21 protein-coding genes are annotated in these 18487 nt (G+C 72.9%); 8 read left to right on the top strand and 13 right to left on the bottom strand.

What is annotated here, in order from left to right; translation table 11 throughout:
- Positions 1-88 precede the first annotated feature (88 nt).
- On the bottom strand, positions 89-847 hold the full coding sequence (locus ACIGAQ_RS24220) for an SDR family oxidoreductase (RefSeq protein ID WP_311682249.1): 759 nt from the start codon (positions 845-847) through the stop codon (positions 89-91).
- Positions 848-859: 12 nt separating this feature from the next.
- On the bottom strand, positions 860-1621 hold the full coding sequence (gene fabG, locus ACIGAQ_RS24215) for a 3-oxoacyl-ACP reductase FabG (protein WP_311682250.1): 762 nt from the start codon (positions 1619-1621) through the stop codon (positions 860-862).
- Between the two features lie 230 nt (positions 1622-1851).
- Here fabG and ACIGAQ_RS24210 point away from each other — a divergent pair, with 230 nt between their 5' ends.
- Positions 1852-2355: an excalibur calcium-binding protein gene (locus tag ACIGAQ_RS24210; protein ID WP_399785996.1), complete on the top strand. Its 504-nt coding sequence runs from the start codon at positions 1852-1854 to the stop codon at positions 2353-2355.
- A gap of 24 nt (positions 2356-2379) precedes the next feature.
- Here the strand turns inward: ACIGAQ_RS24210 and ACIGAQ_RS24205 are convergent, their stop codons facing one another.
- Together ACIGAQ_RS24205 and ACIGAQ_RS24200 are read right to left on the bottom strand one after the other, a co-directional pair.
- A complete protein-coding gene (locus tag ACIGAQ_RS24205) occupies positions 2380-2793 on the bottom strand; it encodes a DUF3037 domain-containing protein (RefSeq protein ID WP_311682252.1) in 414 nt (137 codons plus the stop codon).
- The gene (locus ACIGAQ_RS24200; protein WP_362278704.1) at positions 2790-3545 is read right to left on the bottom strand and encodes a HipA family kinase; all 756 of its coding nucleotides are present in this window, start codon (positions 3543-3545) and stop codon (positions 2790-2792) included. Before ACIGAQ_RS24200 ends, ACIGAQ_RS24205 begins: the two co-directional genes overlap by 4 nt.
- A 201-nt stretch (positions 3546-3746) precedes the next feature.
- Between ACIGAQ_RS24200 and ACIGAQ_RS24195 the strand changes: the two genes are divergently transcribed.
- Positions 3747-4235: a Rieske (2Fe-2S) protein gene (locus ACIGAQ_RS24195; RefSeq protein WP_362278703.1), complete on the top strand. Its 489-nt coding sequence runs from the start codon at positions 3747-3749 to the stop codon at positions 4233-4235.
- Here ACIGAQ_RS24195 and ACIGAQ_RS24190 read toward each other — a convergent pair.
- The gene (locus ACIGAQ_RS24190) at positions 4222-4875 is read right to left on the bottom strand and encodes an isochorismatase family protein (RefSeq protein ID WP_399785992.1); all 654 of its coding nucleotides are present in this window, start codon (positions 4873-4875) and stop codon (positions 4222-4224) included. The two genes, ACIGAQ_RS24195 and ACIGAQ_RS24190, sit on opposite strands and share 14 nt — an antisense overlap.
- Positions 4876-5013: 138 nt before the next feature.
- Between ACIGAQ_RS24190 and ACIGAQ_RS24185 the strand changes: the two genes are divergently transcribed.
- Positions 5014-5484 (top strand): pyridoxamine 5'-phosphate oxidase family protein, encoded by a 471-nt coding sequence (locus ACIGAQ_RS24185; RefSeq protein WP_399785989.1) that lies wholly within the window; start codon positions 5014-5016, stop codon positions 5482-5484.
- A gap of 15 nt (positions 5485-5499) precedes the next feature.
- Here ACIGAQ_RS24185 and ACIGAQ_RS24180 read toward each other — a convergent pair whose 3' ends face one another.
- Positions 5500-6402, bottom strand: a complete 903-nt coding sequence (locus ACIGAQ_RS24180; RefSeq protein WP_311682258.1) for a LysR family transcriptional regulator — start codon at positions 6400-6402, stop codon at positions 5500-5502.
- 74 nt (positions 6403-6476) lie between these two features.
- On the opposite strand from ACIGAQ_RS24180, the gene ACIGAQ_RS24175 reads away from it, so the two are divergent.
- Entirely contained in the window at positions 6477-7430 is a 954-nt protein-coding gene (locus tag ACIGAQ_RS24175; RefSeq protein ID WP_399785986.1) for a DMT family transporter, read from the top strand.
- Here ACIGAQ_RS24175 and ACIGAQ_RS24170 read toward each other — a convergent pair.
- On the bottom strand, positions 7421-8752 hold the full coding sequence (locus ACIGAQ_RS24170) for an aminotransferase class I/II-fold pyridoxal phosphate-dependent enzyme (RefSeq protein WP_311682260.1): 1332 nt from the start codon (positions 8750-8752) through the stop codon (positions 7421-7423). The two genes, ACIGAQ_RS24175 and ACIGAQ_RS24170, sit on opposite strands and share 10 nt — an antisense overlap.
- Positions 8753-8787: 35 nt before the next feature.
- On the opposite strand from ACIGAQ_RS24170, the gene ACIGAQ_RS24165 reads away from it, so the two are divergent.
- Positions 8788-9474 carry a pyridoxamine 5'-phosphate oxidase family protein gene (locus tag ACIGAQ_RS24165; RefSeq protein WP_362278699.1) on the top strand — a complete coding sequence of 229 codons (687 nt, stop codon included), beginning with the start codon at positions 8788-8790 and terminating at the stop codon, positions 9472-9474.
- Between the two features lie 4 nt (positions 9475-9478).
- Here ACIGAQ_RS24165 and ACIGAQ_RS24160 read toward each other — a convergent pair whose 3' ends face one another.
- From ACIGAQ_RS24160 to ACIGAQ_RS24145, 4 genes are all read right to left on the bottom strand, one after another.
- A complete protein-coding gene (locus tag ACIGAQ_RS24160) occupies positions 9479-10465 on the bottom strand; it encodes a DMT family transporter (RefSeq protein WP_399785981.1) in 987 nt (328 codons plus the stop codon).
- Between the two features lie 228 nt (positions 10466-10693).
- Positions 10694-11698 (bottom strand): EamA family transporter, encoded by a 1005-nt coding sequence (locus ACIGAQ_RS24155; protein ID WP_311682330.1) that lies wholly within the window; start codon positions 11696-11698, stop codon positions 10694-10696.
- A gap of 75 nt (positions 11699-11773) precedes the next feature.
- The gene (locus ACIGAQ_RS24150; protein ID WP_311682264.1) at positions 11774-12322 is read right to left on the bottom strand and encodes a Clp protease N-terminal domain-containing protein; all 549 of its coding nucleotides are present in this window, start codon (positions 12320-12322) and stop codon (positions 11774-11776) included.
- Between the two features lie 160 nt (positions 12323-12482).
- Positions 12483-13112 (bottom strand): PadR family transcriptional regulator, encoded by a 630-nt coding sequence (locus tag ACIGAQ_RS24145; protein WP_362278696.1) that lies wholly within the window; start codon positions 13110-13112, stop codon positions 12483-12485.
- Positions 13113-13321: 209 nt separating this feature from the next.
- Between ACIGAQ_RS24145 and ACIGAQ_RS24140 the strand changes: the two genes are divergently transcribed.
- A complete protein-coding gene (locus tag ACIGAQ_RS24140) occupies positions 13322-14140 on the top strand; it encodes a PhzF family phenazine biosynthesis protein (RefSeq protein WP_399785977.1) in 819 nt (272 codons plus the stop codon).
- A gap of 49 nt (positions 14141-14189) precedes the next feature.
- On the opposite strand, the gene ACIGAQ_RS24135 is transcribed toward ACIGAQ_RS24140, so the two are convergent.
- Entirely contained in the window at positions 14190-14990 is an 801-nt protein-coding gene (locus tag ACIGAQ_RS24135; protein ID WP_311682268.1) for a type II CAAX endopeptidase family protein, read from the bottom strand.
- A gap of 67 nt (positions 14991-15057) precedes the next feature.
- On the bottom strand, positions 15058-16575 hold the full coding sequence (locus ACIGAQ_RS24130; protein WP_311682269.1) for a glutamate-cysteine ligase family protein: 1518 nt from the start codon (positions 16573-16575) through the stop codon (positions 15058-15060).
- A 548-nt stretch (positions 16576-17123) separates the two neighbouring features.
- Here ACIGAQ_RS24130 and ACIGAQ_RS24125 point away from each other — a divergent pair.
- Both ACIGAQ_RS24125 and ACIGAQ_RS24120 read left to right on the top strand, forming a co-directional pair.
- Positions 17124-17708 (top strand): hypothetical protein, encoded by a 585-nt coding sequence (locus ACIGAQ_RS24125; RefSeq protein ID WP_399785973.1) that lies wholly within the window; start codon positions 17124-17126, stop codon positions 17706-17708.
- A gap of 403 nt (positions 17709-18111) precedes the next feature.
- Positions 18112-18318 (top strand): DUF5999 family protein, encoded by a 207-nt coding sequence (locus ACIGAQ_RS24120; RefSeq protein ID WP_311682272.1) that lies wholly within the window; start codon positions 18112-18114, stop codon positions 18316-18318.
- Positions 18319-18487: the final 169 nt, after the last annotated feature.

Below are 18487 nucleotides of genomic sequence, written 5' to 3'. Positions count from 1 at the left end.
ACGTTGTCATCGCCTTTTGCGGCCTTTTTACGTCGACACGGGCGCCCCTCGCGTCAAGGAGCGCCCGTGCCGGTCGAGTACGCGCGGGTCAGCCGGTGCCGGCGTTGAGGAAGATGCCGCCGTCCACGACGAGCGTCTGGCCGGTGACCCAGTCGGACTGCTCGGAGGTGAGGAACGCGGCCGCGCCCCCGATGTCGGAGGGCACGCCGAGCCGGCCGAGCGGGTAGGCCGCCGCGGCCTCCTCCTCCCGGCCCTCGTACAGGGCCTGGGCGAACTTGGTCTTCACCACGGCCGGGGCGATCGCGTTGACCCGCACCCGGGGCGCGAACTCGTGCGCGAGCTGCACGGTCAGGTTGATCATCGCCGCCTTGCTGACGCCGTAGGCGCCGATGAACGGCGAGGGCGACAGGCCCGCGACGGAGGCGATGTTGACGATCGCGCCGCCGTTGTCCTTCTGCCAGGCGTGCCAGGTCTTCTGCGCGAAGCCGAGCGCCGAGACGACGTTGGTCTCGAACACCTTGCGCGCCACGTTCAGGTCGAGGTCGGCGATCGGGCCGAAGACCGGGTTGGTGCCGGCGTTGTTGACCAGGAAGTCGACGCGGCCGAAGGCCTCCATCGCCCGTTCGACGGCGACGGTCTGGTGGGCCTCGTCGTGCGCCTTGCCGGCCACGTGGACCGCGCGGTCGGCGCCGAGCCGCTCGACGGCCTCCTTGAGGGCGTCCTCGTTGCGGCCGGTGATGACGACACGGTCGCCGCGCGCGACGAGCGCCTCGGCGACGCCGTAGCCGATGCCGCGGCTGGCGCCCGTGACGAGGGCGACCTTGCCGGAGAGTTCCACGGAAGTCATGTTCTGGGTCCCTTAGTCGAGCGGTCCGCCGGCCACGTACAGCACCTGGCCGGAGACGAACCCGGCGGCCTCGCCGGTGAAGAAGGCGATGGCGTTGGCGATGTCCTCCGGCTCACCGACCCGGGCGACCGGGATCTGGGTGGCGGCGGCGGCCTTGAAGTCCTCGAAGCCCATCCCGACCCGGTCGGCGGTGGCCTTGGTCATCTCGGTGGCGATGAAGCCGGGGGCGACGGCGTTGGCGGTCACGCCGAACTTGCCGAGCTCCTTGGCGAGGGTCTTGGTGAAGCCCTGCAGACCGGCCTTGGCGGCGGAGTAGTTGACCTGGCCGCGGTTGCCGAGCGCGGAGGACGAGGACAGGTTGACGATCCGGCCGAAGCCGGCGTCGACCATGTGCTTCTGGCACGCCTTGGACATCAGGAAGGCGCCGCGCAGGTGCACGTTCATGACGGTGTCCCAGTCGGAGACGCTCATCTTGAACAGCAGGTTGTCACGCAGCACGCCCGCGTTGTTGACCAGGATCGTCGGCGCGCCGAGCTCCTCGGTGATCCGCGCGACGGCCGCCTCGACCTGCGCCTCGTCCGAGACGTCGCAGCCGACCGCGACGGCCTTGCCCCCGGCGGCGGTGATCTTCTCGACGGTGTCCTTGCAGGCGGCCTCGTCGAGGTCGAGCACGGCGACCGCGCGGCCCTCGGCGGCCAGTCGTACGGCGGTGGCGGCGCCGATGCCGCGCGCGGCACCGGTGACGACGGCGACCCGCTGCTCAGTGGTGGACATGACTCGTTCTCCTCAGGTGAGCGACCGCTTAGTACCTTCAGTGGGTGTGACGCTAGAAGCCCTGGCACGCGGTGTCAACGGCCGGGCGCGGCATGTGATCCATCACCCGCGCCGACCTGCCCGGCACAGCGCCGAGGAACACCCGAACGGCCCAGGACCGCAGGTCGCCGCCGTCCGCCCCGTCCTAGCGTCGGAGCGCGAGCCCCACGTGGCCGGAAAGGAGGCGCACCATGCGCCGTCGTACCGGTGTCATCGGCACGCTGTTCGCGATCGCCGCGATCGTGCCCTTGTCCGCCCCCGCCCATGCCCAGCCGGACCGGGACTGCCGCGATTTCGCCTTCCAGGAGGACGCGCAGGCCGTGTTCGACGCGGATCCGCGCGACCCGCACCGGCTGGACGAGGACCGGGGCCCGGACGACGGCATCGCGTGCGAGGCGCTGCCGCGCCGCGGCACGGGGATCATCTCCCCCACGTCGCCGGCCCGGCCGTCCGCCTCGGTGAGCGCCACACCGGCCACGACGCCGGCCACCCCGGTCACGCCGGTCACGCCCGCAACGCGAACGCCCGGGGCCACCACACCCGCCGCCGCCACCCCGTCGCAAGGCGTGCGGGGCGGCGTCGGAGGCGCGGTCGCCTCGGGTCCGACCGACTGGGACGTCGGCCTGGGCCTGACGTTCGCCGTGGGCGCCTCGCTCATGGCCGGTTACCTGATCAAGCGCCGCCGCAGGCGCTGACCGACGAGCACCCACCGCCCGCGGCTAGCGCACCAGCAGGTCCAGCAACCGCTCCGTCTCCGCCGCCGGATCCGTGGTCAGGCCCGTGTGCACGGGGCCGGGCTGGACGATCGTGGAGCGGGGTGCGACGAGCCAGCGGAAGCGGCGGCCCGGGTCGTCGGCCGCCGCCTGGCCGGCCGCCGTGCCGCCCGCGCAGACGCCCTCCACCGCGCGCAGCGCGGCCCGGACCCCGGCCACGTCCGCCTGCGGGTCGAGGGCGAGCAGCCGGGCCTCGTCCAGGTGGGTGCGCGCGCCGACGTAGGCCTCGGCCCGGCAGTAGACGAGCACCCCGGCGTTGATGCACTCGCCCCGCTCGACGCGCGGGACGACGCGCAGGAGCGCGTACTCGTACACCTGGCGGTCGCGCGGGCCGCCCCTGATGATGTGCCGGTCGTTCACTGGATCCCCTGGATGCGCTCGTGGATGACGGCGGCCCGGGCGAGCAGCGGCCGCGCGTAGGCCCGCCTGAGGTCGTCCGGCGTGTCGAAGCCCGGCTCGCCGGCGAGCCAGGCGTCCGGGACGCTCGCGGTGACCTCCGCGAGGAGTTCCTCCGTGACCCGGGGCGCCAGCGCGGCCGCCGCGGCGGCGACGTCCGGCGCGAAGGGCGCCAGCGCGTGGTCGGAGGCGTCGTACGGACGGCCCGCGGAGGCTTCGGCGCCGCGCCAGTTGTGGTGCCAGATCACGGTCGCCCCGTGGTCGACGAGCCACACCTCGCCCCGCCACATCAGCAGGTTGGGGTTGCGCCAGGACCGGTCGACGTTGTTGACCAGGGCGTCGAACCAGACGATCCGCCCGGCCTCCTCGGGGCTCACCCGGAAGGCGAGCGGGTCGAAGCCGAGCGCGCCGGAGAGGAAGTCCATGCCGAGGTTGGTGCCGCCGCTGGACCGCAGCAGCCCCTGCACCTGCTCGTCGGGCTCGCCCAGCCCGAGGTCCGGGTCGAGCTCGACGGTCACCAGACGCGGCACCCGCAGCCCGAGCCGGCGGGCCAGTTCCCCGCAGACCACCTCGGCGACGAGCGTCTTGCGCCCCTGTCCCGCGCCGCTGAACTTCAGGACGTAGGTGCCGAAGTCGTCGGCCTCGACCAGGCCCGGCAGCGAACCGCCCTCGCGCAGCGGCGTGATGAAGCGGGTCGCGATCACTTCCTTGAGCATCGCCCCAGGTTACTGACGCACCGGCCGGCTCTCGCACCGGCACCGCTGCGGTGCACGGCAAACCGACAGCGAACCGACAGCGAGGTTTGGTGCACAGCCGCCTCCGCGCGGGTCAGGATTTCGACACCGTCTGAACAGGCGGTCCGCCGGGCCCGTACCTCCCGGCAGATCATCGCAACCCTCCCGAAGGGAAACGCCAGTATGACCAGCGCATCGCTCCAGCCCGCATCGGGACCGGCCCGTCGTACCGTCGTGGCGGCGGCCGGAGCGGCGGGCCTCGCCGTCGCGCTGACCGCCTGCGGAGGCTCGGACGACGGCTCGTCCGGCTCCGCGGACTCCTCCGGCACCGCCCAGGGCGACCAGGGGGCGGGCAGCACCCCGTCGGGCGGAGAAGGCGGCGCCGGCTCCGCTCTCGCGTCGACCGCGGACATCCCCGAGGGCGGCGGCAAGGTGTTCGCCGAGCAGAAGGTGGTCGTGACGCAGCCGACCGCGGGCGAGTTCAAGGCCTTCTCGGCCACCTGCACCCACCAGGGCTGCGCGGTGAAGAGCATCGCCGACGGCGTCATCAACTGCCCCTGCCACAACAGCAACTTCTCGATCACCGACGGCAGTGTGAAGAGCGGTCCGGCGACCAAGCCGCTGCCGGAGATGAAGATCACTGTCGACGGGGACTCGATCACGCTCGCCTGAGGCCGTCACGCGGACGCGTCAGGCACGCCAGCACCTCGTCCGTGGTCGCGACCGTGGCGACCAACGCGAGGGTGTGGCGGATCATCGCGGGGGTGTACGCGCAGGGCACTCCCGCGATGGCGTCCGCGGGGACGACGGCGGTGTAGCCGCGGTTGACGGCGTCGAACACGGCGTTGGGGACGGCCACGTTGGCCGACACCCCGGTGACGACCACGGTGCGGACGCCCAGGTTGCGCAGCAGCGGGTCGACGTCGGTGCCCTGGATCGGCGACAGCCCGTGCAGGCGCCGTACCACCAGGTCCTGCTCGGCGACCTCGATCGGGGCGGCCACGCGCACCGCCGGCGTGCCGGACAGCTGCTGGACGGGCAGGCGTCCCGCGGCGCGGAAGAGGCGGGCGTTGCGGCTCGCGCCGCGGCCGTCGGGGCGGCGTTCGGCGACGGCGTGGACGACCTGGACGCCGGCCCCGTGCGCGGCGGCCACGAGCCGTGCGACGTTGCCGAGCATCCCGCCGGAGCGTGCCGCGTCGGCGAGTTCGGGCAGCGCGCTGTGCTCTCCGACGACGCCTTCCTGGCACTCGACGGTGAGCAGCGCGGTGGTCCGCGGATCGAGGAGTTCGCTGAGCGCTTCGTACGAGGGCACGGCTTTCCCCTGTCGCCGGCGACCGGTCGGGCGAGCGTAGCCACCGTTGCGCACGGACGGAAGAGAACCCATGCTTTTTCTGACGTGATGTCAGAGGATCACCTCTGGCACGACGTGAGAGAAGGAATGAGGCGGAGCATGACCGTCACGCAGCAGCGCCGGGGCCGGAAGATCATGATGACGCCGGGTGAGCTGGACGACTTCCTCGGCACGCAGCGCACCTGCCGGGTCGCCACGGTCTCGGCCGACGGCGCGCCGCACGTGAGCACGCTGTGGTTCGCCTGGGACGGCACCTCGATGTGGCTGTACTCGGTCGTGCGCTCCAAGCGGTGGACCGATCTGCGGCGCGATCCGCGCGTGGCGATCGTGGTGGACACCGGCGAGGAGTACGACGAGCTGCGCGGCGCCGAGCTGTCGGGCACCGTCCAGTTCGTCGGGGAGATCCCGCGCACGGGCGAGCTGTGCGCCGAACTCGACGTCCCCGAGACGCTGTTCGCACGGAAGAACTTCGGCCTGGAGGAGATGCCGCACGACGGCCGGCACGCCTGGCTGCGGCTGACCCCGCAGAAGATCGTCTCCTGGGACTTCCGCAAGCTGGCCGGCCGGTAGCGCCCCGGTGGGCGGTCAGCCCACGCTCTGCCCCGCCTCCCGCAGTGCCTGCACCGCGGCCCGGATCGACGGGCGGCGGTCGGCGTCCGCGCGCCAGACGACATACACGTGCCGCCGCACCCGCTGGCTGACCGGGACCGTCACGACCCCGTCGGGCACCGGGTGGCGGCCCAGCAGCGGGGCGATGCACACCCCGAGGCCGGCGGCGACCAGCCCGAGCTGGGTGTGGGTCTCGGCCGCGCGGTGGCCGACGATGGGCTCGATGCCCTTCGAGCGGAGCGTGAACATCAGCCACTCGTGGCAGAACTCGCCGTCGCCCCAGGTGATCCACTCGTCGTCGGCGAACTCGCCGAGGTCCACCTCCGCGCGTCCCGCGAGCCGGTGGTCCACCGGCATGGCCACGTCGGCCGGATCGTCCAGAATGGACGCCTTGACCAGGCCTTCGGGCAGCGCCATCGGCTTGTTGTACCAGTCGAGCACGACGGCGAGGTCCAGGTCACCGCGGACCACTCCGGCGATGCCCTGCTCCGGCTCCAGCTCGCAGGAGCGCAGCCGGAGGCCGGGGTGCCGCTCGCGCAGTGCGGACAGCGCCTGCGGGAACAGGCCGCGGGCGGCGGTCGGGAACGCCGCCAGTCTGAGCTCGCCGACGACCTGCCCGCGCTGCGCCTCCAGATCGGACTGGGCGAGTTCGACCTGGGACAGGATCCGCGCCGCGTGCTCGGCGAGCAGCCGGCCGGCGTCGGTGAGCCGCACGCCCCGGCCGTTCTTCGCGAGGAGCTGCTGACCGACCTCGCGCTCCAGCTTGGACAGCTGCTGGGAGACGGCGGAGGTCGTGATGTGCAGGCCCTCGGCGGCACCGCTGACCGAGCCGTGCCGGGCGAGGGCGTCGAGGGTGCGCAGGCGCTCCAGGTTCAACATGTAAGCAATGCTACGCAATATCGCGTGCGAATTCTCGATTGTGCTACGAGGTTCGGTCCCGCATCGTGTTCTCCATGAGCACCGTCACCATCTCGCCCGGCCGGGCCGCCTCCGTCCCGCCCGCACCGTCCCGCCGCCGTCTCGACTGGCGGCTCCGCTTCGCCGCCCTGTCGCTGATCTGGGGTTTCAGCTTCCTGCTGATCAAGGTGGGCACCGAGGGGTACGCCCCGTTCCAGGTGACGCTCGGCCGGCTGGTGTTCGGCACGGCGGTGCTGGCGGCGGCGATGGCGGTCCGGCGTGAGCGGCTGCCGCGCGGCGCACGCACGTGGGGTCATCTCACGGTCGCCGCGTTCCTGCTCAACGCCCTGCCGTTCTCGCTGTTCGCGTACGCGGAGCTGACGATCCCGTCCACGCTGGCGGGCATCTGCAACGCGACCTCGCCGCTGTGGGGCATGGCGCTGTCGCTGGTGGCCCTGTCGGAGGACCGCCCGACCCGGGTGCGGGTGGCGGGGCTCGGGCTGGGCTTCCTGGGCGTGCTGACCGTGCTGGGCGCCTGGCAGGGCTTCCACGGCCTGGACGCCACGGGCACGGCGCTGGCCCTGCTGGCGTCCCTCAGCTACCCGGTCGGCTGGATCTACGTCCGCCGCACCCTGGCGGGCACCGGCCACTCGCACCTGTCGATGACCGGCGCGCAGCTGCTCCTCGCCACGGTGCAGCTGGCCGTGGTCACCCCGCTGTTCACGACCCTGCCCGGCAGCCTCTCCGTCGGTCCCCTGCTGGCGATCGCCGCCCTCGGCGCCCTCGGCACCGGCCTCGCGGTACTTCTCCAGTACGGCCTGGTCGACGAGGTCGGCCCGACGACCGCCCAGATGGTCACGTACTTCATCCCCGTCATCGCCACGGCCGCGGGCGTGGCGATCCTCGGCGAGTCCCTCGTCTGGTCGACCCCGGTCGGTGCGGTGATCGTCCTGGCGGGGGCGGCACTGACGCAGGTGCGGCCGAAGCCGCGGGCGGTTGCTCAGACGTAGCCGCGCTGCGGGGCCGGGCCGAGGGCCGAGGCGATCGCGTCGGCCAGGGCCTCGGTCTCCCGCTCGGTGAGCGTGGAGACGGTGACCCTGATGCCGGGCGGCGCGCTCATCCGGAAGCGGGCGCCGGGCGCGACGGCCCAGCCGGCGTGCAGCAGCCGCGCGACCGCCCCGGTCTCGTCCGGCACGGGCACCCACACGTTCATGCCGCTGCGCCCGTGCGCCGCGATGCCTCGCAGACCGAGCGCGCCGATCAGCGCGTCCCGCCGCCGCCCGTACGCGGCCGCCACCTCGCGCGTGTCGACGGCGCCGTCGGCCCACAGCCGCACCAGGGCCCGCTGCATCAGCCGGCTCACCCAGCCGGGCCCGAGCCGCTGCCGGCCGCGGACCCGGTCGACGGTGACGTCGTCCCCGGTGAGCAGCGCCAGGCGCAGATCGGGGCCGTAGGCCTTGGCTGCCGAGCGGACGAACGCCCAGTGGCGGGTGGTCCCGGCCAGCGGGTGGAGCGGCACGTCGACGATGCCGTGGCCGTGGTCGTCCTCGATGAGCAGCACCTCGGGGTGCGCGTGGAGCAGGGCGCGCAGGGCACGCGCGCGCGGGCCGCTCACCGCCGCGCCGGTCGGGTTCTGCGCCCGGCCGGTGACGATCAGGGCGCGCACTCCGGCCTCCAGGGCCCGGCGCACGTCGTCCGGGCGCGGTCCCTCGTCGTCGACGCCGACGGGGACGGTGCGCAGTCCGAGCGCCGGTACGAGATCCAGGGTGCGGCCCCAGCCGGGGTCCTCGACGGCGACGGTGTCGCCGGGTTTGAGGTGGGCCGCGAGCACCCGCTCGACCCCGTCCAGGGCGCCGGAGACCACGGCGAGGGGCCCGTCCGGTACCCCGTCGGCGTCGAATCCGGCGCGGGTGAGCCGGGCCAGCTCCGGGTCCAGCGGGTCCGCTCCGTAGAGCACCGGCGCGCGATCGCCCTCGGCGGCGGCCGCCGCGAACGCGCCGGCGAGCGGCGGCAGCAGAGCCGGGTCCGGGTTGCCGTTCGCCACGTCCCGCACGCCCTCGGGGACGTCGACCCGGATGTGGTCCCGCCCGGTCGTGGCCGGCGCCGGGCGCACCCGGCTGCCGCGCCGGCCGGCGGTCTCGATGACACCGCGCTCGCGCAGGGTCCGGTACGCGGCCGCGACCGTGTTGGGATTCACCCCGAGCCGCTCAGCCAACTCCCGCATGGGCGGCAGCAGTTGCCCCGGCCTCAGCTCACCGGTGCCCACCGCCCGCTCCACGCTCGCGGAAATGTCCGCTGCACGACGCCCACTGATCGGATACTCTCCTAGCACAAAACACATTATGCACTAGTGCAATGAGGAGTGCCATGCAGGGGACCGCCCGGACGCCGTCGCCGTCCGAGACCGCCTATACGCCGACCGACCGCACCGTCCCCACACGCTCCCCCGACCGGGCCTCGTACGACAGGGACCTGGTGCACGCGATACTCGACGAGGCCTACGTCTGCCACCTCGGCTTCGTCCGCGACGGTGCGCCCGTCGTGCTGCCCACGCTGTACGCCCGGGTGGGCGAGACGCTCTACGTGCACGGCTCGACGGGCTCACGCCCGCTGCGGGCGGCCGGCCAGGCCGACCCGGGGCTGCCGGTCTGCCTGACCGTCACCCACGTCGACGGTCTGGTCCTGGCCCGCTCGGCCTTCCACCACTCGATCAACTACCGCTCGGTGGTGGTGCACGGCGTCGCCCGCGACGTCACGGACCCCGGGGAGAAGCGCCGGGCCCTGGACGCCCTGGTCGACCATGTCGTCCAGGGCCGCTCCGCGGACTCGCGCCCGGCCAACAAGAAGGAGCTGGCCGCGACGGCCGTGCTCCGCCTGGACCTCGACGAGGTCTCCGCCAAGCTCCGCACCGGCGGCGTGAACGACGAGCCGGAGGACCTCGCGCTCCCCCACTGGGCCGGAGTCGTGCCGGTCCGCAAGACGTACGGCACCCCGGTCCCCGACCCCGACCTGTCCGCGGACACGGCACTGCCGGACTACCTCCAGGGCAGGTGACCCCCTAGGGACGCGGAGAACGCGACCAGGCGGTGGCCCGCGGCCGACGCCGGACGAGCACCACCCGCGCCGCGGGCGTCCGCGCCTCCCCCACGGCCAGTCCCGCCACCGACCCCAGCAGCAACAGGGTTCCGGCCACCGTCGCCAGCGTCAGCCGCTCGTCGAGCAGGACGACGGCCAGCACCGCCGCGCTCACCGGTTCCAGCAGCATGATCACCGACACGGTGGCGGACCGGACGACCGCGGCGCCCGCGAAGTAGAGACCGTAGGCGAGGGCGGTGGGCACGGCGGCGACGTACGCCAGCAGCACCAGCAGCCGCACGGGCTCGGCGGTGTGCGGCACGAGCCCCTCGGCGAGGGCGAACGGCAGCAGGCACAGGCTCGTCACGGCGAACGCCTCGACGCTCGTCCGGGAGGCGTCGGCCGCGCCGTCCCGGCCCCACCGCCGGGTCAGCAGCGTCATCACGCTGTACCCGGCCGCGGACAGCAGCGCCAGCAGCACTCCCGTGGGCCGTACGGTCGCGCCACCGCCGCCCAGGACCAGGACCCCGAGCCCGGCCAGGGCGCCCACGACGGCGGCCGCCCCGCCCCGGCCCAGGCGTTCGGCCAGGGTCAGCCGCGCGCCGAGCGCGATGAGCACCGGCCCTGCGCCCAGGGTCACGACGGTGGCGACGGCGAGACCCGTCGCGGCGACGGCCGCGAAGTAGGCCGTCTGGAAGACCGCGAGCCCGAGGCCGGTGACCCCGGCCCGCACCGCCCGGCGCCCCAGCGGCTCGCGTACCGCCGGCGCGGTGCGCGGCCGCACCAGGCGCGCGGCGAGCAGCAGCACCAGACCGGCGGCGCAGCGCCAGAACGAGAGGGCGACGGGCCCCAGGTCGCTGGCCCGGTAGACCAGGGAGGCGGCCGCGCCCGCGGTGCCCCAGGCGACACCGGCCACGATCAGATAGAGGAGGCCTCGCCCGATGGGCAGGCCGGAGGCAGTGTTCGACACGTGTGTTCTCTCCGCAGACGCGCACGGCACGCCGCGGCCCGGGGGCGGCGGCGGGTGCGCGGAAGTTCGGGAAGGGCCCCGGATCGGTCGTGATCAGCGGGGTCCGCGGACTTCGTCTGCGGGCAGCACCGTTCGGCCCGGCGAGAGCGCCGGGCGCGGATTCCGGAGGGCCCGCCTCAGGCGGCCGGAGGCGGAAGAACGAGCGCGGTCGAAGGCATGATCGCCACCCTATGCGCTGGTTCCGCGCCGGGACAATTCCCTTTCCGGGCCGCCGCTCGCCACCGGCTGCCCGGAGGACTTCGCGGGCGTCGAGGACTGCGCGATGAACGCGCCCACCAGCACGATCACCCCGCCGGCGAGCTGCGGCGCCGACAGGTGCTCGCCGAGCAGCACCCAGGCCAGGACCGTGGCGATGACCGCTTCGAGACAGGCCACGACCCCGGCGACCTGCGGGGAGAGCCGGCGCACGGAGATCACGCCGGTGACGTAGGCGACGACCGTGGCGACGAGGACGATCCAGCCGAGCAGGACCACGGCGCTGACGGGTGTGCCGTCCATGCGCGCGGTACCGCTCAGCACGGACCAGTCCATGGTCCACGGCCGGGCGACGACGGTCAGCACGGCGGCGCCGACGAGCAGGCCGTAGGCGATGACACCCAGCGGGTCGGGGGCCTCGTCGCCGGCGTCGCTGCCCTGGTCGGACAGGACGAAGTAGCCGACCTGGCAGCAGGCCGCGCCGAGCGCGAGCAGCAGCCCCAGGGCGTCGAAGCGCAGGCCCGACCACACCTCGACGACGCACGCGAGGCCGCCGACGGCGAGCACGACACCGACCGCGGCGGCACGGGTCACGGGCCGCCGCTGCACGAACCTCACCCAGCCCAGCACCAGGGCGGGCGCCAGGTACTCGATGAGCAGGGCCACCCCGACCGGGATGCGGGAGAGCGCCGCGAAGTAGCAGGCCTGGACACCCGCGACGGCCAGCAGGCCGAAGCCGGCGAGCAGCCCGGGGCGGCGGCGCAGCAGTCCGCGGTGGCGCACGGCGAGGGGCAGCATCACCAGGGCCGCCCCGGCCACCCTCAGCCACACCACGTGCAGCGGGTCGAGGCCCGCTTCGATCAGCGGCTTGGCCGCGACACCGGATCCGCCGAAGGCGACCGCGGACAGGAGCGCCAGGCCGAGGCCCATCCCCCTGCCGCGTCCGCTCGGGCTGCTGTCAGACGTAGGCACCGGCACATGATGACAGGCCATGACAGGAGCGTCATCCCCTATGGCACCTGTCTCACTGCCTGGACGGCCGGACGGACCGGCTCAGTGAGTGGCTTCGCCGCACTCCTCGGTGACGCCCGCCCAGCCGTCGAGCCGCGCGAGGACGGCGCGTGCGTCGATCCCGGCCCGCTGGAGCACCTCGACCGCACGGGCCTGCGGGTCGACGACGATCGCCGCGAGCAGGTCGGTGCCCCGGGCCGGTCCACCGCGCCCGGCGGCACGGGCGCGGGCGCATTCCATCGAGGCCGCGGCCAGCGGCGAGAAGCCCGTGCTCCCGCTCACCACGGGGACGGTCCCGGAGTCCTCGACGCCGCTCTGCCAGCGCAGGCCGTAACCGATGCTGCGCTGCACGAGATAGCCGAGGAGCCGCGCGAGTTGCGGCCCGTCACCGACGACCGCACGGGCCTCGGGGTCGGACTCCAGCAGGGAGTGGAGCAGATGGGCGGTGTCGACCTGGCGGTCCCCGTCCCTGACCGCTCTGCGGCGGGCACCGCCGACCACCGAGGCCAGCTCGTCGCTGAGCCCGGCATCGTTGTCCGCGCGGTGGACGCCGGGCTCAGGGGCCGACTGGCGGGGGATACGGGATTGCACATCCCCCACCCCATCAGTCCCGCGGGCCGGGGGCATCCCCGGAGGGAAGCATCTTCGGCTCCCACGGGAAGTGGACACGGCCGACCGGAATCTCCTCCTTACGGAGGAGATCAGGCCGCCTCCCTCGCCGGGCCGGTGCGGCCGGCCCGGCGAGGTGGCCTCAGTCCTCGTCGGCGAGGATCAGGTACAGCTTCTTGCGGGCTTCGTTGATGACGCCGAGCGCCTTCTCCCGCTGCTCCTTGCTGCCGGTCTTCCAGACCTGGCCGAAGGCCTCCATCAGGCCGAAACCGGCCTGACGGATCTCGCCCAGGGCTTCCCAGTCGACTCCGCGGGAGGCCTCCTCCCAGGGCGCCTCGGGGCCCTCGTCGGCGGCAGCGCGGCCCGCCTCGGTGAGCGAGAACAGCTTCTTGCCGCCCTCTGACTCACTGATGATCAGGCCCTCGTCCTCCAGCAGCTGCAGGGTGGGGTACACCGAGCCGGGGCTCGGCTTCCACGCGCCGCCGCTGCGTTCGGCGATCTCCTGGATCATCTCGTAGCCGTGCATCGGCCGGTCCTTCAGCAGGGCCAGGATCGAGGCCCGGACATCACCGCGCCGCGCCCTTCCCCTCGGCCCGCCGCGCCCTCGGCCGCCCCAGGGGCCGGGGCCGAACCCCGGGCCGCCAGGGCCTCCCCAGTTGGGCCCGCCGGGACCGAAGGGCCCGAAGGCCGCGCGCAGGCTCTCGAAACCGCCCCGGCCACCGTGACGTGGTCCGCCGTGACCGTGGCCGTGCTCGAATCCGTGGGTACGCATGGCAACCACTCCATTCCATCGTTGATCTGTCGCGATGCTTCAACGATATATCGGTAGCGCTGGGTCGGCAAGACCCGGCCCTCCGGCGCGCGCCGGACCGGACGCCACGGGATCGGTCCATGACGCTCGGACCCGGCCCCACGGAATCGGTCCACGACTCGCCCATTGGCCTTGGCCCGCGGCTTCACCGGGCCCCTAGCGTCAGCGGCATGCGGATCCGAATCGTCGACGCCTTCACCGATCGACCCTTCTCCGGCAACCCGGCCGGTGTCCTGCTCCTGGACGGCGCGGACGCCTTCCCGGACGACACCTGGCTGCAGCACGTCGCCCGCGAGGTCAATCACGCCGAGACGGCCTTCGCCCACCCCCTGGCGCCGGGCGGCGCGGCCGACTGGGCGCTGCGCTGGTTCACGCCGGCCACCGAGGTCGCCATGTGCGGCCACGCGACCCTGGCCACCGCCCACGTCCTGCGCGCCACCGGTGCCCACGAGGGCCCGGTGCGGTTCGCCACGCGCAGCGGCGTCCTCGTCGCCACGCCGGCGGACGACGGCTCCCTCACCCTGGACTTCCCGACGGCCCCGCTCACCCTGGTCGACCCGCCCGCCGGTCTGGCCGGAGCGCTCGGCACCGAGCCGCTCACGACCCTCGACACCGGCCCCCTCGTCGGCGACCTGCTGGTCGAGGTGGCCGACGAGAAGACCGTGCACGCCCTCGCTCCCGACCTGCGGACCCTCGGCGCCCACTCCGAGCGCGGTGTCATCGCCACGGCCCGCGCCGACGACCCGGATCGCGGCTACGACTTCGTCTCGCGCTGCTTCTTCCCGAACGTGGGCATCGACGAGGACCCCGTCACCGGCAGTGCCCACACCGCGCTCGCCCCGTTCTGGTCCGAGCGCCTCGGCCGCCCGGCCCTCACCGGCCTCCAGGCCTCGTCCCGCGCGGGCCGCGTCCGCACGGAGCTGCGCGGCGACCGCACTCTGCTCACCGGCCACGCGGTCACGGTCATCGACGGCGACCTGCTGGCCTGAGACCGACGAAGGGGCGTACGACGCCGTCGTACGCCCCTTCCGCGATATCTCACGCCGTCGGCAGCCAGCCCACCTTGCCCGCCAGCAGCCCGTAGCCCACGAACGCCCCGATGTCGAGCAGCGAGTGCGCCACCACGAGCGGGCCGACACGGCCCCAGCGGCGGTACAGGTGGACGAAGACCAGGCCCATGACCAGGTTCCCGATGAACCCGCCGATGCCCTGGTAGAGGTGGTAGGAGCCGCGCAGGACGGAACTGCCCACCAGCGCGGCCGTCGGCGTCCAGCCCAGCTGGCCCATACGGCGCAGCAGGTAGCCGACGACGATGACTTCCTCCAGTACGGCGTTCTGGATCGCGGCGAGGATCAGCACCGGGTACTTCCACCACACCTCCGGCAGCGCCTCGGGCACGACCGTGAGGTTGAACCCGAGCCCCCGGGCCGCCAGGTAGAAGGCGATGCCCGTGCTGCCGATGACCGCCGCGATCACGGCCCCGCGCCCGAGATCGGACCAGGGGCGGGTGCGGTCGAAGCCGATCGTGCGCAGGCTCGCCCGTTCGCGCAGCAGGAAGTGCGCGACGAGCGCGACCGGCACCAGGGCCGTGGTGATCCCGAAGAGCTGCCAGGCGAGGTCGAGCCAGGGGCGGCCGGGTGCGGCCGAGGCGTTCATCGTGGCCGCTTGGTCCTTCAGCCCGCCCGGCCTGGTCACCGACCCGATGAAGCTGATCAGCGCGGAAACGCCGCTCGCGCCCAGCGACAGCGCGAGGACCAGCAGCGTCTCGTTGCGGAGCATCCGCCGCGAGAGCCCCTGCTGGGGAATGGAACCGTCCGCCGGGCTCGCCTCCGCCTGCACCCCTGCCTCCACTTCACCGACCTGTCGGATCAGTATGGCGGCAGGGGGTCGCCGGCCCGCGGGCGCGTCAGCCCAGCGACACCGGCTCCGGCAGTCCCACCGGCCAGGTGTGCACCGGGTCGCCCTTGTGCATCAGTTCGCGGTAGCGCCGGGTCGTGGCGGCCAGGGCCTCCTCCCGGCCGAGGCCGGCGTCGAGTGCCTGGTGGAAGGTCGCGGACTGCCAGCTCGCCCCGTTCGTCCGGCGCCGGCAGCGCTCCTCGATCACGCCCAGGTACAGATCGCGGTCGGCCGGCTCGACGCCCCAGGCGTCCAGTCCCGCCTCGGCGAGCGGCAGCAGTTCGTCGCGGACCAGGCTCACCGCGTCGACCTCGGTGGTGCCGCCGTACCGGCCGCGCCGGGGCCAGGTGAAGCGGGCCTCGATGCCGTCCTTGCACGCCGCGTCGAAGTTGGCCGCGGCCGCCTCGAAGGGCAGCCGGGTCCACACCGGCCGGGCCTCCTCGGCGAGGGCGCGGACGACGCCGTAGTAGAAGGCGGCGTTGGCGACCACGTCGATCACGGTGGGCCCGGCGGGCAGGACGCGGTTCTCCACGCGCAGGTGCGGGACGCCGTCGGCGACGTCGTAGACCGGACGGTTCCAGCGGTAGATGGTGCCGTTGTGCAGGACGAGTTCCGCGAGCGTCGGGGTGCCGCCCCGGTCGATCACCTCCAGCGGGTCCTCGTCGTCACAGATCGGCAGCAGCGCCGGGTAGTAGCGCAGGTTCTCCTCGAAGAGGTCGTACGCCGACTCCACCCAGCGCTCCCCGAACCAGGTGCGCGGACGCACGCCCTGGGCCTGCAGCTCGGGCGGGCGGGTGTCGGTCGACTGCTGGAACAGCGGGGGCCGCGACTCGCGCCACAGCTCCCGGCCGAACAGGAACGGCGAGTTGGCCCCCACGGCGATCTGCGCGGCGGCGACCGCCTGGGCGGCGTTCCACACGTCGGCGAACCGCCCCGGCGTGACCTGCAGGTGCAGCTGCACGGACGTGCAGGCGGCCTCGGGCGCGATCGACTTCGAGGTGCAGGTGAGGTGCTCGACGCCGTCGATGTCGAGCGTGAACTCCTCACCGCGCGCGGCCACGATCTGGTCGTTCAGGAGCGTGTAGCGGTCGACGTCGGAGAGGTTCGACGACACCAGATCGTCCCGGTCGAGGGTCGGCAGGATGCCGATCATCACGACCCCCGCGTCGACCTCTCCGGCTTTCCGGTCGGCATATGCCAGTGACGTACGGAGTTCCTCCGCCAGGCGGTCGAATACGCGATCCCCCAATCGGTGCGGGGGGATGTTCACTTCCAGGTTGAACATGGCGAGTTCTGTTTGGAAATCGCGACTCGCGATCCGTTCCAGGACTTGCCCGTTCAACATTTTCGGCATGCCGTCCGCGCCTGCCAGATTCAATTCGATCTCGAGCCCCATGAGGTTCTTCGGGCGATCGAACCGCTGCTCCGCCAGGAGTCGCTCCAGCCCCGTCAGGCACTGACGCAGCTTGTCGCGGTAGCGCTGGCGATCGGACAGGTCGAACCGCCCTGCCACGACCTTCTCGCCCATCGACGTGTCCCTCCTCGGATGATCCGGCCGGGATCGGCCGTCGGCCTCCCGGTCAGGTGGAGGATGCCCAGCGAAAGCGATCGATAACGTCCCGGACGGACCCGCCGACCGCTACGCTGTCCATCTGTGACCGGTGGCACATTCACCCGGCATGACGCGCACGACAGGTTTCACGGCACCCGGAACTCGTGAAAAACGCCGACGAGAATGGGCCGACCGGTCCGCGGACATTCGCCGAGGTCATCGCCGCACACCACCGCCCGGAATCGGGATGATTCTCGCATATCGCCGACCGAATGTACCCTTGTTCTACTCACCGGAAACGGCTAGGCGAAACACAGTCTGAACCCGTGTCGTATAAACTCCGCGAACAAGGCAGAAGGTTGGCGCCCACGGTCGACGGGTCCTGCCGTCGAGGCGACGTTCGGCGGACCTCACCCCCCTCTCGTTCACGACCCCGGCCCCTGCCTCTCTGACCCTCGTGAGCTGACAGCGCCGTCCGCCCCCGCCCTCGCGCCACCGTGCCTTTGAATGAGAGGCGACCCACCATGCCGCTGCATGTCCCTCCGGCTCCCGCGCCCGCACTCCGTTCCGTCCTGACTGCGCTCTCCTCTCCCACCGCGGTCCGCGAAGCCCGAACTCCCGCCCTCCTCCGCAGCCAGGGGCCCGCCACTCCCGAGCTCCCCCTGCCCGTCCACGTCCTCGACCGGGTGACCGCCGAGGGCGTCTCCGCCACCCGGGTGGCCGGCTGGCGTTTCCTGATCCGCTGCGGCGACCGGGCCGTGGCCGCGGCGGACACCATGCTGACTCCCGACGGCTGGGCCTTCTCGCACTTCTTCGAAGGCCCGTACATCACCTCCACCGAGCGCGCCCTGCGCCAGGCCGAGACCATGCCGCAGGCGTACCAGCCCCGCCTGCTGTCGGTGCCCAGCCTGTACATGCTGACGCTCTGGCTGCACGAGGACAGCACCGCCGACGGTGCCGCCGGCCACCCCGCCGCCACCGACCTGCTCGTCCCGCTGGCGCCCGCCCCTCCCGGCATCGCGGCCCACCGCCCGCACCGCGTCGACGAACTCCTCCCGGTGCTGACCCACCGGGCCACTCCGCCACGGCTGCTCGGCTCACCCGCCTGAAACACCCCAGCGGACATACGTCTGCCGACCCCGCCGCCGAATTCCCGGCGACGGGGTCGGCTTTTTCCTGCCCACTCGATCGCTCTTACGAGCACCGAATAGCTCGTACGAGCCGAATAGGCCACCGACCCCGACGGACTAGCCCCATCAGGCCACTGCGAACCACCCGAAGTGACAGTCCAGTTGGGATGAACCGTCCGCGCGGGTGATGCGTCATGAACCTGTGAGAAGCGGTGCGGCGAAATCCCTGCGGATCGACGCCCGTGGGGCAACACTGGGTTCCGACGACTTATCACAACGGGGGGCGGCCATGAACGACACTTCTAGCCGCGGAACAGACACGACGACCGACTCATCGAACTCCCTCACATCGTCCACCACGACAGAGCGAAAGATCCCACCCATGTGCCAGCACCAGACACCGTGCCCGTCCGCCGACTCCGCCGACCGGGACTCCGCCCGACTCGTGGCGCACCACCCGGAGCAGGGCTGGAGCCTGCTGTGCAACGGCGTGCTGCTCTTCGAGGACACCGGTGAGCTCCTGCCGGACGGCAGGATCATCGCCCCGCACCGCCCCCTGGCGGGCAGCCAGGTGATGACGGCGGCCTGAGGTCGCCGGGGCGGGCACACGACCCCGCCCGCAGACATGAGGGGCCGGACGCGGGAGACGCCGCGCACCGGCCCCGACGCGTGTCCGGGCCCGGTCACTCGCCGTCACCGGCGGCGACGCCCCGCACTCCCGGCCCGTCTGGCTTCCCACGCATGCCGGTCTTCCGGAA

The sequence above is a fragment of the Streptomyces sp. NPDC085932 genome (assembly GCF_044540525.1).
Lineage (GTDB): Bacteria > Actinomycetota > Actinomycetes > Streptomycetales > Streptomycetaceae > Streptomyces > Streptomyces levis.
Note: the sequence above shows the minus strand (reverse complement) of the source record. Positions and strands in the feature narration are given on the sequence as shown.